Below are 14,487 nucleotides of genomic sequence, written 5' to 3'. Positions count from 1 at the left end.
GTCATTTTTATTTAGTAGTAATATGCATAAATGTCATCTTTTAATTGTTCTTTATCCATATTGATTTCATAATAATCTATTAGAGTTGTAATGAAAATAGATTCAATTTCTTTTATTTTCGTTGAATCAAGTGTCATATTTTCATTTGCTAAAGTTTGTTTTAATTCATTTTGTTTGCTGATTGCTTTAGTCATTGTATCTAAAAATATTAAATCCTTATTTAATGTAGCACATTTATAGAAATATGCACTAACAAGATCTCCTATTAAGATATCTTGATTAGATACATTTGCTTCACCGATTCGGTTTAAAAAGCGCATTGAGGCATCAATAGATATTGTAGCTAATTTCGCATGTATATCAATGTTAATATCATTTAATACATCTGCAATAATAGGATTAACTGCAGGTATATTTTTATTTTTAACGCCTTTTAATAAATTAGAAATTTCATAATTATAAATATTTTCAATTTTATCCATCTTATCACCTCAACATTATCACCTATATATCTTAACACTAAGTTTAAGTAATTGAAAATGCATATATTTATTTCATTTAAAGAAATAAGACAAATAAAAAAAGCCCTTTAAAAGGGCTTTGACACAATCAATTATTTAACTGCATCTTTTAATGCTTTACCTGCTTTAAATGCTGGAACTTTACTTGCAGGGATATCAATTTCTTTACCAGTTTGTGGGTTACGTCCTTTACGAGCAGCTCTTTCGCGTACTTCAAAGTTACCGAAACCAATTAATTGTACTTTTTCACCGTCAGATAAAGATTTTTGAATTGATTCGAACACTGCGTCTACAGCAAGACCAGCTTCTTTTTTAGTTAAATTAGCTTTTTCACTTACTGAGTTAATTAATTCTGTTTTGTTCATTTCAATTTCACCTCCCAAAAGGTTATCTAATGATATGTATAAATACCATTATGTTAAGACTTTAACACATCAACCAGTGCCACTGCAACGATTTACAAGCCATAAATGTATATTTTCTATAATTTTATTAATATTTTTTCACATTTGATTTAAAAACAGGCTCATTTTTGTTATTTATTGTAAATTCTGGTGAATATGCCGGTAGTATAGGCGTATCTTTATATAGTAAGTATCGAATGTCTGTACCTGGTTTAGGTAGTGATTTTTCTTTTTTTATAGCTTTTGCTAAATCTAAACGGTAATCAATTACAAAATCATTCCCTCCGTTCATATAAACAGGTAATCTTTCATTGCTATATGGACTAGGAACTGTAGGTGCTTTTTTAAAGCCATACTTTTTGTAATCAATTTCGTAGACGTTTGGTGCAACTTTCTTGCCAAGTTGTAACGGTTCACCACTCGCATCAATTCTAATTCTAAGATCTTTCAATACTTCAGATGTTCTTAAATCAATTAAGTGTACTTTTGGATCTTTATCGACATCCATAATGACATATTGATATATACCACCATTTTCAAATGAATTACCAGGTAATTGTGATAAGAACTTTGGCTTCAATTTATTAAAATCTACTGGGTGTTTTAAATAAATTGAGTAGCTGTCATCTCTTTCTTTAAGCGGTAATAATCCATTGCTTGCTTTCTGATATTCATCAACTGCCGTTTGAACCATATTTAATTGATCATTAGCTGGAACTTGATTTTCTTCTTTTTCTTTATCGGGAAATGCACATGCAGTTAAAAATAATGAACAACATAGTATAAGTATCGTAATTTTTTTATAGTTATGCATGGCTAGATCCACCTAATACAACAATCATAAATATACCAGCAAATATAAGAGAAACAACTGCTAGAAACATAGTAATTCCACTAATTATTTTGTTTTTAAATTTAAATCTTGATAAATATACGAGTATAATTGATAAAATCATAAAACCTATCGAATAAAAAGACACCCACATTAAATCCATTCTTGATATATCAAACATTTCATTACCCCACTTGCTTAAATATTCTCTGACTTTTTGTCACGTTCCATAAGATCTTTAACACCTTCTGAAACAGGATAATCTTCAAATAATACTCTATAAAGACCAGATGTAATAGGCATTTCTACATCATATTCTTTAGCTAAATTGTAAGCAGCTTCAGTTGTTCTTACACCTTCAACTACCATATTCATTTCTTCTAAAGCTTCGTCTAATGTTGCACCTTTGCCTAACATGTTACCGCATTTCCAGTTTCTTGAATGTACGGATGTACACGTTACTATTAAGTCACCAATGCCTCCAAGTCCAAGGAATGTCATCGGATCTGCACCCATTTTAACACCTAGACGCGTGATTTCTGCTAAACCTCTAGTAATAAGTGCTGCTTTAGCATTATCCCCATATCCAATTCCATCAGTAATACCTGCAGCAAGAGCGATGATATTTTTCAAAGCGCCACCAATTTCTATTCCGATCAAATCATTATTCGTATAAACACGGAAATAATCCGTCATAAATAAATCTTGTGCAAGTCTTGCTACTTCTTCATTTTCTGAGGATACTGACACTGTCGTAGGATGCTTAATTGCAACTTCTTCAGCATGACTAGGACCTGATAATACAGCAATTCCACCATTTAATTTAGAATCAATTGATTCATCAAGCATTTCAGAGATTCTTTTAAAAGTTACAGGTTCAATACCTTTAGACACGTGTATAAATACTTTCTTGCCATCAGCAATTTGATTTATATTTTCTGCAACTTCACGAATTGCTTTAGTTGGAACAGCAATAATAAATATTGAAGAATGATGAACAGCATCTTTTAAACTTGTAGAAGCTTTAATGTTTTCATTGATTGTAATTTCTTTTAAATATTTTGAATTAGTATGTTCTTTATTAATTTCATTGATTGTATTTTCAGTTTTCCCCCACATTAGTACATCATGTTGATTGTCAGCTAATACGTTAGCTAATGCAGTTCCCCAACTTCCTGTACCAAACACAGTAATATTTGACATATTTATCAATCCTTTAATTTAGTTTCTTTTTCTAGATATTAAATGAACTGGCGTTCCTTCATAACCGAATGCATCTCTTATGCGGTTTTCTAAGAAACGTTTATAAGAAAAGTGCATTAATTCAACATCATTAACGAATATTACAAATGTTGGAGGTTGGATTGCAACTTGTGTTGCATAAAAAATATTTAATCTTCTTCCATTATCTGTAGGTGTTGGATTCATTGCAACAGCATCTGTAATAACTTCATTTAAAGTAGAACTTTGTACACGCTTACGATGGTTTTCATCTGCCATTGTTATTAATGGGAATAATGTTCTTAATCGTGATTTCTCTAAAGCAGAAACAAATGCAATTGGAGCATAATCTAAGAATTGGAAGTTATCTCTAACTTTTTCTTCGAATTTTTTCATCGTTTTAGAGTCTTTTTCTACAGTATCCCATTTATTTACTACTATAACTATTGCTTTACCAGCTTCATGTGCATAGCCAGCAACTTTTTTATCTTGTTCAATAATACCTTCTTCTGCATCAATTACGACAAGAACAACGTTTGATCTTTCAATAGCTTTAAGTGCTCTTAATACAGAATATTTTTCTGTACTTTCATACACTTTACCTTTTTTTCTCATTCCTGCAGTATCAATTAATACGTACTCTTGTTCATCATAAGTATATAAAGTATCAATTGCATCTCTTGTAGTACCTGCTATTGGTGATACAATAACGCGTTCTTCACCTAAAATAGCATTTATCAAACTAGACTTACCAACATTTGGTCGTCCAATAAGTGATAATCTAATTGTTTCATCATCATAATCAGGTTCGTCATCTTCAGGAAAATGTCTAGCTGCTTCATCTAGTAAATCTCCTAATCCTAAACCATGTGAACCTGAAATTGGGAATGGTTCCCCGAAACCTAATGAATAAAAGTCATAAATTTCACTTCTCATCTCAGGGTTATCAATTTTATTAACTGCTAATACAACAGGTTTATTTGATTTGTATAATATTTTAGCTACCATTTCATCAGCTTGAGTTACACCTTCACGACCATTTGCCATGAAGATAATTACATCCGCTTCATCTATAGCTACTTCTGCTTGTGCTCTAATTTGTTTTTGGAATGGCTCATCGCCTAAGTCAATGCCACCAGTATCAATTAAATTAAAGTCATGTGTTAACCACTCACCACTTGAATATATTCTGTCTCTCGTAATACCTGGTGTATCTTCAACAATTGATACTCTTTCTCCAACAATTCTATTAAAAATTGTAGATTTCCCTACATTTGGTTTACCTACAATTGCTATAATGGGTTTCGTCATAAACCTACTTCCTCTCATTCATAATCCTTTTTATTTTAACATATCATCACAGTTTAGCCTATGGAATTAAAAAAAGCCATTCAAAGTTTATTTGAATGGCTTTTTAGGATTATAATTTAAAATCTTTTAATTTATCTCCGAAGACATCACCCAATGTTGGATTATCATCATCAGAATTTGTTTGATTTAAATAAGACTCATCATAATCTGTTTCTTGTTCAATTGTATCTTTAATTGATAAAGAGATTCTTTCTTCATCCTTATCTATTGATAAAATTTTAACTTGTACATCTTGTCCTTTTTCTAAAACTTCATCAGGTTTACCTATATGTTCGTGACTGATTTGTGAAATGTGTACCAAACCTTGTAAACCTGCACCTATTTCCACAAATGCGCCAAATTGTGCTAATCGAACTACTTTACCTGGTACTATATCTCCAACTGAGAAATTATTATCTATTTGTTCAAACGGACTTGGTAAAGTATCTTTGATTGATAAAGAAATTCTTTCAGCGTCTCTATCAATAGCACGAACTTTAACCTTAACTGTATCTCCAACAGTAACTACTTCTTCTGGTGATTTAACATGATCGTGTGATAATTCGGAAACATGTACTAATCCATCTATTCCACCTAAATCAATAAAAGCCCCAAAGTTAGCTATTCTTGCTACTTTACCTTCTAATACATCACCTTGAGATAAATTGTTTAAGAAATCTTCTTTTTGTGAGCTTAAAGACTCTTGTTCAATTTTTTTATGACTTAAAATAACTCTGTTGTTAGTTTGATCTAATTCTTCAATTTTAAGTGTTAATACTTTACCTAAATAATTTGAAAAATCTTCAATGTAGTTAACTGATATTAATGAAGCGGGTATGAAACCGCGAATACCTGCATCTACAACTAAACCGCCTTTTACAACTTCTGTTACTTCAGCTTCGATTGTTCCATCTTCATCAAGGATTTTTTGTAGTTTCTCGTATGATAAGTTCTCGTCTAATTTACGTTTTGATAATATATAATGACCACTATCTTCGGTTTGTTCAATCTTAGTTACAAACGCTTCGATTTCATCACCAATATTGACGACTTCGTTGGCTGTTTCGATGTGTTGAGTTGACAGTTGGCTTATTGGAATGATGCCATCAAACTTACCACCCTCTATGTGTACAACTACTTGTTTATCTTCTATTTGTTGTACAGTACCTTTTACTTTGTCACCTTCTTGCACTTCATTTATCATGGATTCGTTGAATTCTTCCGTCATCAAAATTGCCTCCTTTAAATAAATATCATAATAATAACTTCTTATAAAGAAGCTAAATTGTCAAGAAATTCGAACTATTTAGTTCATTTTACTTTTTGCTAATTCTGAAATTTTATTTGTCACTTCTTCTATAGTTAATCCGGTTGTATCAATACTTATAGCATCTTCAGCTTTAACTAAAGGTGAGATTTCACGATTCATATCATATTGATCACGACGTTCGATATCTAATTTTAAAGATTCTAAATCTGATTCAATCCCTCTTAATTCATTGTCTTTCAAACGTCTTAAAGCACGTTCTTCAACAGATGCAATCATATATATTTTAAGCTCTGCATCTGGTAATACCGTAGTTCCTACATCTCTACCATCCATTACAACATTCTTTTCATTTGCTAACTTTTGTTGTTCATTAACTAAAAATGTTCTGACTGGTTCTTTAGAAGCAACGTAAGAAACTTTTTGCGTTACATCATTTTGTCTTATTCTTTCTGAGACATCTTCACCATTTAAAATAACTCTCTGACCATTATCTAAAACTATTTTCAAATCAATCTCTTTAACAAGTCGGTCAAAATCTTCAGTTTCTTGTTCAATGTAATATAGTGTTATTGCTCTGTACATAGCACCAGTATCTACATAAATCATATTAAATTTTTGCGCTACTAATTTAGCGATTGTACTTTTACCAGCAGCAGCTGGACCATCTATTGCAATATTTATTTTCTTCATTTGTATTAACCTCTCTTGTTCTTTAATCCTATATATTTTATCATAAACTATAATCATATGAATAGGAGGAAAGAAATGAAGAGAATATTAGTTATACATACAGGTGGAACAATAAGTATGTCAGAAGACAAAGATACAGGTAAAGTAGAAACAAATTCAGAACATCCAATGCACAGACATCAAGAGTTTATACAATCTTTAGGTGATATTACAGAAATCAACCCATTTCAAGTACCTTCTCCACATATGAACAATCAATATATTATTAAATTGAAAAATATCATATGCGAATCTATCAAGAATGATGAATATGATGCTTTTGTTATTACTCATGGTACTGATACGTTAGAAGAAACTGCATATTTATTAGATTTAACAATAGATACTCAGTTACCTATAATTTTAACAGGTGCTATGAGATCTTCCAATGAAATAGGTTCTGACGGTTTATATAATTATGTTTCAGGATTGAAAGTAGCATCAACTGATGATGCTAAAAATAAAGGCGTAATGGTAGTATTTAATGACGAAATCCATACAGCTAAAAACGTTACAAAGACACACACATCAAATACGAGTACTTTCCAAAGTCCAAACTATGGACCAATAGGAAGTGTCACAAAAACGCATGTAATATTTCATCACCAGCCATTTCTTAATAAGAAATATACAGAAATTAATCCTGATATGAAAATAGGTATTGTAAAAGCACATATGGATATATCTAGTGACCTATTCAATTTCTTCGTCGACTATAAATATGACGGATTAGTTATAGAAGCACTTGGGCAAGGTAATATGCCTCCTACAGCATTAGAAGGTATAAAAAGCTTAATAGAAGCGGAAATACCTGTAGTGATGGTTTCTCGATCATTTAACGGAATTGTTGGTGGTATATACGCATATGAAGGTGGCGGATATCAACTACAGCAAATGGGCATTATTTTGTCGAATGGGTTAAATGGCCAAAAAGCAAGATTGAAACTTTTAGTAGGACTAAGTAATAATTTAACAAAAGAAGAACTCGTTCAATATTTCTCATAAAAAAACACCCTGTTATAAGGTTTAATACCAATAACAGGGTGTTTTTTTATGATTCTAGTGGTGTTTGTTTTTTTCTATCTATGTCTTGTGCGATTGTACCACCATGATACTTCCCATTTTCTATGAAAATAGTATTAGCATCATTTCCAGCTGCAATAACTCCAGCTATATATAAATTCTCAACATTGGATTCCATCGTATCTTTATTAAATGATGGAGCTGTTCCAAATTCGTTTGTAATGGTTTCAACGCCACATGATTCTAGAAACTTATAATCTGGATGATAACCGATCATCGCAAATACAAAATCATTTTTAATAGTGTGAGATTTTCCCTCTTTAGAGAAAGTTAATGTTTCTTCATCGATGCGTTCTACTTCACTGTTAAAATGCATTGTAATTTTTTCGTGGTTTGCAAGCGATTCGAAGTTAGGCAATATCCATGGTTTAATACTCTTAGAATATTCTGAACCACGATATAGAACTGTTACTTTTGCTCCAGCTTTCTCTAATTCAATTGCAGCATCTACTGCAGAATTTTTTCCACCAATTATAACGACATCTTGATTAAAATAAGGATGAGCTTCTTTAAAGTAGTGCATAACTTTACTTAACTCTTGCCCTTCTACTTCTAATGAATTAGGTTGCCCATAATATCCAGTTGCAATTGTTAAAAATCTAACTTTGTAGGTTTGTTTAGTTGTAGAGACTAAAAATCTATTATCCACTTTTTTAACTGCTAACACTTCTTCAAATGTTCTAACATCAAGCTGATGATGTTTAACGACTTCTCTATAATAAACAAGTGCTTGATTTCTTTTAGGTTTTAAGTCTTCTACGATAAAGGGTACATCCCCGATTCCAAGTTTATCACTTGAAGAAAAGAAGGTTTGATGAGTTGGGTAATTATAAATTGCATCTACTACATTACCTTTTTCAATTACAACTGTATTAATACCTCTTCTTTTTTGTTCGATTGCCGCACTTAATCCACATGGACCTCCACCGATTATTAAACTTTCATATTCTTGCATGTACCTTCACTCCTTATAATATCCTCAATCATTATATCAATAAAGAGAGATTATTAAAATAAATTGTTTCTAAATTAAACAAAGAACACAGGTAAACAAACAATTTATAAAGAATTAAATAAAAAAAACAGCCAACAAAATTACTCATTGTTGGCTGCTGATATTAATTGTCTTCAGTTACATCTAGAACTTTAAATCCATTTTTAGATAAGTACTTGATAAACTTATTAATATTATTTGATTTTTCAACTTTAATAATCATTCTACGATACATCTTATCCGTTTCATCAAATGTTACAAATGAAATCGTATTTAATTTATATTTAGCTATAATACTTGATAATCGCTTAATTCTACCTTCAGCTTCAACTGATGTAATAGCAATTCTAACCCCTTTTTGTTTCATACCGAAAGCTGACTTAAATTGTTCCATAACATCATATCTTGTAACTACCCCAAGAAAATCTTTTTCATCATTTACTACTGCAAGAATCGGAAAATCTTGCAAATTAAGTAGTGACTCTTCAACTACAAGATTTTCATTTAATGAGTGTAAATCTAATGTTAAGATTTCTTCGATTAATGTATCCGCTATAAAGTTATCTCTAGATACATTTTCTTTTTTAAAGAAATAATGTCTAAAAATACTATATCTTGTGATCATTCCTATATACTTTCCATCAGCTACAACTGGTAAGCCATCAATCCCGTGATGTTCCAACTTATCGAGAGCTGAGTGAATCGTATCTTTTGGATGAGCAATGTAACATTTTTCTTTCGGTATCATTATATTCGTTAAATACATAAATCCATCCCCTTTTGTATATGTCTATGGTATTACTAAGTTCTGACCTTGTGATATTTCATTGCCAGAAATACCATTTGCTTGTCTAATTTTCTCTACATTTTCAGGTGAACCACTTCCATAATATTGAATAGCTATACGGTATAAGTTTTCTTTTCCTGTTACTGTATGAGCTTCTTGCGATTGACTTTGATTATTTTGCGTGTTTTGATTTGCTTGATTATTTGCTGCATCTTGTGCGGCATTTTGTACATCTTCATTTTCAGCACTTTCGTTGTATTGATTCATACTATTGTCGCTGTTTTGACTTTGGTCTTGATTAGCTTGGTTATTTTGTTCATCAGAATTGTTTTCATTTGTGTTGTTTGATGAATTGTTTGCAGAATCACTAGAAGCATTTGAGTTACTATCTTTATCTGAATCACTTGATTTTTTATCATTGTTTTCAGATTTTTTCTCATCTTCTTTTTTAGCTCGGTCTTTTTCGGTTTGTTCATCTGCTTTTTTCTTAGTATCACTGTTTGTTTGTTCAGTTTTTTCAGCAAGCTCTTTACCATTATCTTTATTTGCACCATTTAAATACATGCCAAGGAATAGAGCTAGGGCACCTAAAATAAGAATAGCCGCAATAATAGGTATTAAAGCTTTTTTAAATTTATTAGAATTACCATCGTCTCCATTATGACCACTTTGACCGTTGTTACCACCATTAGGAGGCGTTCCTCCACCAGAAGCTCCAGCTCCAGCTACTCCTGCACCGGCAGCTGCGGCAGCACCTTTTTTCTTACCAGCCTTATCATTTTCAGCGTGTTTATTACTATCTTGTTTATTTTGATTTTTGTTGTCTTTATTTTTTGCTGAGGCTGCTACTCCAGCTCCAACTGCTCCTGCTCCAGCAGCTGCGGCAGCGCCTTTTTTCTTATTAGACTTATCATTTTCAACATGTTTATTATCATCTTGCTTTTCTTGATTTTGATTGTCTTTATTTTTTGCTGAACCTGCTACTCCTGCTCCAACTGCACCTGTTCCAGCAGCTGCGGCAGCACCTTTTTTCTTACTAGACTTATCATTTTCAGCATGTTTATTATCATCTTGCTTTTCTTGATTTTGATTGTCTTTATTTTTTGCTGAGGCTGCTACTCCAGCTCCAACTGCTCCTGCACCGGCAGCTGCGGCAGCACCTTTTTTGCTATTTTTATCATTTTCTGGTTTCTGTTGTTGTTCAGGTTTGTCAGTTAAAGATTTTTTCGGACGTTTCTTACTAACATTATTATTTGAAACGCCTGAATCTGCACCAGTTGCTCCAACTGCAGCTTTATTAGATGTTGTAGGTTCTTCTTTAGTTTCTTGTTCTTTCGGAGTATCTGAAGTTGAACTCTGTTTATTTGCTTCTTCTTTTCTTCGTTGTCTTCTTAATGCACCTCTTGGAGGATAATGCTGTTCTTTTTTACTTTGTTGCTTATTATCTTGTTTTGAATCTTCTACTTCTTTCCGATTAGATTGACTATTATTGTTCGTCTCTTCGTTGTTTATTTCTTCTTTCTTTACCTTGTCTTCAGGTCGTTCTATCGGTTGACGACTCTTTTCAAATTCGTCTTTAAAATTATCTTTAGACAATAAACTCACCTCATCATTAACTTATTGATTTCAATTATATTGAATTACACTTTATTATATCCCTGTTCAACTTATCAAGTAAAGCAATCCTATTAAAATATTGCATTTAATCTAATTTGATATGTTGTTTTTCTCTTTACTTCTTTAATATTAGGCAATTTTATTAAATTTGCATTGTTACAATTATCGCAGCAGTTCTCATTTTGCATGACTTTCTCGTTAAAATATTGCATTAAATAAAGCCTTCTACAACTATCAATTTGAGCATAATTTTTCATGTAATTAAATGCATAACTTTTTTGATCTTGCTCAGCTTGTATTTTAGCTTTTAATTTATTGATAGGATATAGCTCAAGAAGGAACTTTATATTCATCGTAACCTCCTCATTTAACTGATACCCTTGTTCATATAAATTAAGCATATCTATATCAATTCCATGATCATTAGCTAAATGATTAAGTATAAGTAAATCACGTGGTGTAAATAAACTGATTGCTTGTGACTGTTCTCCATCTCGACCTGCTCTACCAACTTCTTGAACAAATTTAGATGGTGAAGTTGGTAAATGATAATGAATAACTGTTCTAACATCTTGTTTGTTTATGCCCATTCCAAAAGCACTCGTTGCGACGATTATCTTAATGTCATTATTAATAAATTGTGTTTGAACTGTAGTTCTCTCTTGATAATCTAAATCGCCATGATAAATACCCGTTAAATATCCTTCTTTATAAATCATATCAGCTAGTTCATGACACTTTTTTTTGGAAGATACATAAATTATTGTTGGTCCCGTCTCTTTAATTTCATTTAATAAAAATTTATCTTTTTCTTCTTCACTTTCAAAATTAAAATGATGATACATAATATTTGAACGATTTAAACCTTCTTTATGTATTTCAAATTGTCTTTTTGTTATTTCTTGAATGTCTATTATCATTTTTTTGGTTAAAGTAGCAGTTAAAGCAATAACTTGAGAATGAAGAAAGTGTTGCGTCACTTTTGAAATCAATGCATAGTGTGGTCGGAAATCAAATCCCCACTCACTCAGACAATGTGCTTCATCCAATACAATATATTTTAAATTTATTGATTTAAAATATTTGAAGTTATGCTCTTCATAAATAAATTCTGGACTACAAAATATAAATTGATAATTCTCTAAATGTTTAAATATGTCTTGTTTCTCATCCATCGATAAAGCAGAATGTATTGCGACTGCATTCTTTTCTCCATTTAATTTCATTTGAACAACTTGATCATCCATTAATGAAATTAAAGGTGATATTATCAGTACTCTACCTCCCGTGATATATGCTGGTAGTTGGTAACACAAACTTTTTCCAGCACCTGTTGAAAGGATACTTAGTACATCGTGACCATCTAATATATTTTGAACTGTTTCTTGTTGGCCACTTCTAAATGTTTCATATCCAAAATACTTTTTAAGTTCTTCTTGTAGCATTTAATCCCTCCATTGCAAAGCAAACATACATTAATTTAATTTCAAAATAAGTAAATTCGCCTAAAGTTTCATAATAATATTTTAAATTTTGATTTGGTTTATCTTCAAAGACATTTACAAATTTTGAATATTTAATGTCATCTATGTACATGTTCATATCAGTTAAATAGCCTTTAATATACATTTCTATTATATGATCGTGAATTGTATGAGTTTTAACATTTTTCATAATAGCTAATTGTTCGATATCGTATGTTTGATTTAACAATTGATATGTCGACAAAGTTTGCTGATGTAATTTAGGTTGAAATTTAATTTGTGATAAAATTGGATATCTTTCTTGATTTTGTATTGTAATTTGTATCAACTGATATTCTTCTACTAAGCGTTCTTTTAATTCGATTATGGATATTTCTTCAATCTGTGATATTTGTTCTGTTGTATATGGTGTTTCACGATAACCAGCTAATAAATAATGAACATAAATTCCACTAAAATAATGATCTATATCTTCAAATAATTGATTAACTTCTTTTATAAATTCTTCTTCGTGATGATTGTTAATAGATATGTATAATTCTTTTGCTTTGAATTGAATTGTTTTATCATTAATAATAGGTTGGTAAGAGAAATGCTCATGTTTTCTCTGGCTAATCATTTGTATTAACAATAATATAGTGCCTACTGCTTGAATAGCTTGTTGATAGAAAAAATTACCTACAATAGGATTTTGATTTTTTATTGGTTCTTGTTCAACTATCATTTCGAAATCATTGTATTTTAAATTTGGTAGACATCCATAATATAATTTTAAATGCTCAATACTAGCATCAAAATAGGTCTGATGTGTTTTCTTTCCAATTAAAATATTATAAATACTTTTATGCGTTTTATTTTCATGTTTCATAGAAAGGGCTTTCAAAATTAATTCTTTCAAATAAATCACCTCAATTAATATAAAAATGTTGAAAAATATAAGTGTTATCACTAAAATAAGTATGTATAATAAGTGTAGCATGTTTTTTAAAGGAGGCGAAAATTTTGGCTAAATACACAATAGTAGATATGGATACATGTATCGCATGTGGTGCATGTGGAGCAGCTGCCCCCGATATATATGATTATGACGACGAGGGAATCGCCTACGTAATATTAGACGACAATAAGGGAATCGAAGCTGTTCCTGAAGAGTTACTCGAAGATATGGAAGATGCTTTCGAAGGTTGTCCTACAGATTCAATTAAAATAGCAGATGAATCGTTTGACGGAGACGCACTTAAATTCGAATAATATAGATTAAATTAAGATTTTAGAATATAACAATCTTTACACATAAGGGAGTAGAAATTCATTGAACAAATGGTTTCTACTCTTTTTTTATTTAATAACATTATAAAAAAACACCCAATCCATTGCAATCAATTTTGGATTGGGTGTTCTATTTGAATTTCATTTACTTTATAATCGTTTTAAGTTTATCAAATATCAGTATATATATAATAGAAATCACGATACCTTTTATTAAGTTAAATGGGATGATCCCTGCTGAGACAATTAATTTTAAATTATGTGTTAAGTCTGCTAAATTCATAATTTGACCATATAAAGGTAATAAAACAAAATAGTTCATTAAACTCATAAATATCGTCATTAAAATTGTTCCTGTTAATAAGCCATAGCCCATAAACAATTTATTTTTTTTAATACGGTAAAAATAGTATGTTGGTATAATTAAACAGATTGAAGCTAGAAAGTTTGCCGTGTTACCTATAGGTTCATGAGATACAATTAAAAAGTTCAATACGTTCTTGAATAATGCAACCAAAATACCCGATACAGGACCAAAAGCAAATGTTGCAACAAGTACTGGTACATCACTAAAGTCCATAGTTAAATATGGCGGTAAAAATGGCAATGGAAATTTTATAAACATTAAAATAAAGCTAATTGCAATAAGCATACTTACAGTGAGTAAGCGCTTTGTTTTGTTATCGTTAGACATATAAACTCCTCCTATTCATCTCGTAAGAATAGGAGGAAAGCAATAGCTAAATAAACCTAGTATTAACTAGATTTTTCCTCCATCTTCTCCCATCCAGACTTTAACTGTCGGCCTTAGATTTTCACTAAGTCAGCCAATACATAAATATTTACGTATCAGGTCGCGGGCTATAACCGCCGGTATGGAATTACACCAAACCCCGAAGATGAATTTTATTAAATTTTATTTTTAT

At 30.9% G+C, this 14,487-nt stretch carries 16 protein-coding genes and 1 riboswitch; of the genes, 2 read left to right on the top strand and 14 right to left on the bottom strand.

Features of this window, described 5'->3' with window-relative positions; all coding sequences use genetic code 11:
* Window positions 1-11: 11 nt before the first annotated feature.
* From LQ609_RS05240 to cmk, 8 genes are all read right to left on the bottom strand, one after another.
* On the bottom strand, window positions 12-482 hold the full coding sequence (locus LQ609_RS05240) for a hypothetical protein (protein WP_078356626.1): 471 nt from the start codon (window positions 480-482) through the stop codon (window positions 12-14).
* Window positions 483-613: 131 nt separating this feature from the next.
* Window positions 614-886, bottom strand: a complete 273-nt coding sequence (locus LQ609_RS05235; protein WP_016912122.1) for an HU family DNA-binding protein — start codon at window positions 884-886, stop codon at window positions 614-616.
* 127 nt (window positions 887-1,013) lie between these two features.
* Entirely contained in the window at window positions 1,014-1,739 is a 726-nt protein-coding gene (locus tag LQ609_RS05230; protein WP_115337424.1) for a hypothetical protein, read from the bottom strand.
* Window positions 1,732-1,938 (bottom strand): DUF2768 domain-containing protein, encoded by a 207-nt coding sequence (locus LQ609_RS05225; RefSeq protein WP_078356624.1) that lies wholly within the window; start codon window positions 1,936-1,938, stop codon window positions 1,732-1,734. The genes LQ609_RS05230 and LQ609_RS05225 overlap by 8 nt, the downstream gene beginning before the upstream one ends.
* Before the next feature lie 17 nt (window positions 1,939-1,955).
* On the bottom strand, window positions 1,956-2,960 hold the full coding sequence (locus LQ609_RS05220) for an NAD(P)H-dependent glycerol-3-phosphate dehydrogenase (RefSeq protein ID WP_078356623.1): 1,005 nt from the start codon (window positions 2,958-2,960) through the stop codon (window positions 1,956-1,958).
* Window positions 2,961-2,978: 18 nt separating this feature from the next.
* On the bottom strand, window positions 2,979-4,289 hold the full coding sequence (gene der, locus LQ609_RS05215; protein WP_078356622.1) for a ribosome biogenesis GTPase Der: 1,311 nt from the start codon (window positions 4,287-4,289) through the stop codon (window positions 2,979-2,981).
* 109 nt (window positions 4,290-4,398) lie between these two features.
* Entirely contained in the window at window positions 4,399-5,556 is a 1,158-nt protein-coding gene (rpsA, locus tag LQ609_RS05210; RefSeq protein WP_078356621.1) for a 30S ribosomal protein S1, read from the bottom strand.
* A 78-nt stretch (window positions 5,557-5,634) separates the two neighbouring features.
* On the bottom strand, window positions 5,635-6,288 hold the full coding sequence (gene cmk, locus LQ609_RS05205) for a (d)CMP kinase (RefSeq protein ID WP_078356620.1): 654 nt from the start codon (window positions 6,286-6,288) through the stop codon (window positions 5,635-5,637).
* Window positions 6,289-6,363: 75 nt separating this feature from the next.
* Here cmk and LQ609_RS05200 point away from each other — a divergent pair, with 75 nt between their 5' ends.
* Window positions 6,364-7,332 carry an asparaginase gene (locus LQ609_RS05200; RefSeq protein ID WP_078356619.1) on the top strand — a complete coding sequence of 323 codons (969 nt, stop codon included), beginning with the start codon at window positions 6,364-6,366 and terminating at the stop codon, window positions 7,330-7,332.
* A 46-nt stretch (window positions 7,333-7,378) separates the two neighbouring features.
* On the opposite strand, the gene LQ609_RS05195 is transcribed toward LQ609_RS05200, so the two are convergent.
* The 5 genes from LQ609_RS05195 to LQ609_RS05175 form a co-directional block, all read right to left on the bottom strand.
* Window positions 7,379-8,365 carry a YpdA family putative bacillithiol disulfide reductase gene (locus LQ609_RS05195; protein WP_078356618.1) on the bottom strand — a complete coding sequence of 329 codons (987 nt, stop codon included), beginning with the start codon at window positions 8,363-8,365 and terminating at the stop codon, window positions 7,379-7,381.
* Between the two features lie 163 nt (window positions 8,366-8,528).
* The gene (locus LQ609_RS05190; RefSeq protein ID WP_078356617.1) at window positions 8,529-9,170 is read right to left on the bottom strand and encodes a CBS domain-containing protein; all 642 of its coding nucleotides are present in this window, start codon (window positions 9,168-9,170) and stop codon (window positions 8,529-8,531) included.
* A gap of 24 nt (window positions 9,171-9,194) precedes the next feature.
* The gene (locus LQ609_RS05185; RefSeq protein ID WP_239734401.1) at window positions 9,195-10,787 is read right to left on the bottom strand and encodes a LysM peptidoglycan-binding domain-containing protein; all 1,593 of its coding nucleotides are present in this window, start codon (window positions 10,785-10,787) and stop codon (window positions 9,195-9,197) included.
* 92 nt (window positions 10,788-10,879) lie between these two features.
* Window positions 10,880-12,253, bottom strand: a complete 1,374-nt coding sequence (locus tag LQ609_RS05180) for a RecQ family ATP-dependent DNA helicase (protein ID WP_239734400.1) — start codon at window positions 12,251-12,253, stop codon at window positions 10,880-10,882.
* Window positions 12,234-13,190 carry a helix-turn-helix domain-containing protein gene (locus LQ609_RS05175; protein WP_239734399.1) on the bottom strand — a complete coding sequence of 319 codons (957 nt, stop codon included), beginning with the start codon at window positions 13,188-13,190 and terminating at the stop codon, window positions 12,234-12,236. Before LQ609_RS05175 ends, LQ609_RS05180 begins: the two co-directional genes overlap by 20 nt.
* A gap of 104 nt (window positions 13,191-13,294) precedes the next feature.
* Between LQ609_RS05175 and LQ609_RS05170 the strand changes: the two genes are divergently transcribed.
* Entirely contained in the window at window positions 13,295-13,543 is a 249-nt protein-coding gene (locus LQ609_RS05170) for a ferredoxin (RefSeq protein WP_016913182.1), read from the top strand.
* Between the two features lie 163 nt (window positions 13,544-13,706).
* On the opposite strand, the gene LQ609_RS05165 is transcribed toward LQ609_RS05170, so the two are convergent.
* Window positions 13,707-14,255 carry an ECF transporter S component gene (locus LQ609_RS05165; RefSeq protein ID WP_119634241.1) on the bottom strand — a complete coding sequence of 183 codons (549 nt, stop codon included), beginning with the start codon at window positions 14,253-14,255 and terminating at the stop codon, window positions 13,707-13,709.
* 77 nt (window positions 14,256-14,332) lie between these two features.
* Window positions 14,333-14,466: riboswitch (FMN riboswitch) on the bottom strand.
* Window positions 14,467-14,487: the final 21 nt, after the last annotated feature.

The sequence above is a fragment of the Mammaliicoccus sp. G-M28 genome (genome assembly GCF_022386595.1).
Lineage (GTDB): Bacteria > Bacillota > Bacilli > Staphylococcales > Staphylococcaceae > Mammaliicoccus > Mammaliicoccus fleurettii.
The sequence above is the reverse complement of the archived record's forward strand: the minus strand, read 5'-3'. Positions and strand labels throughout refer to the sequence as shown.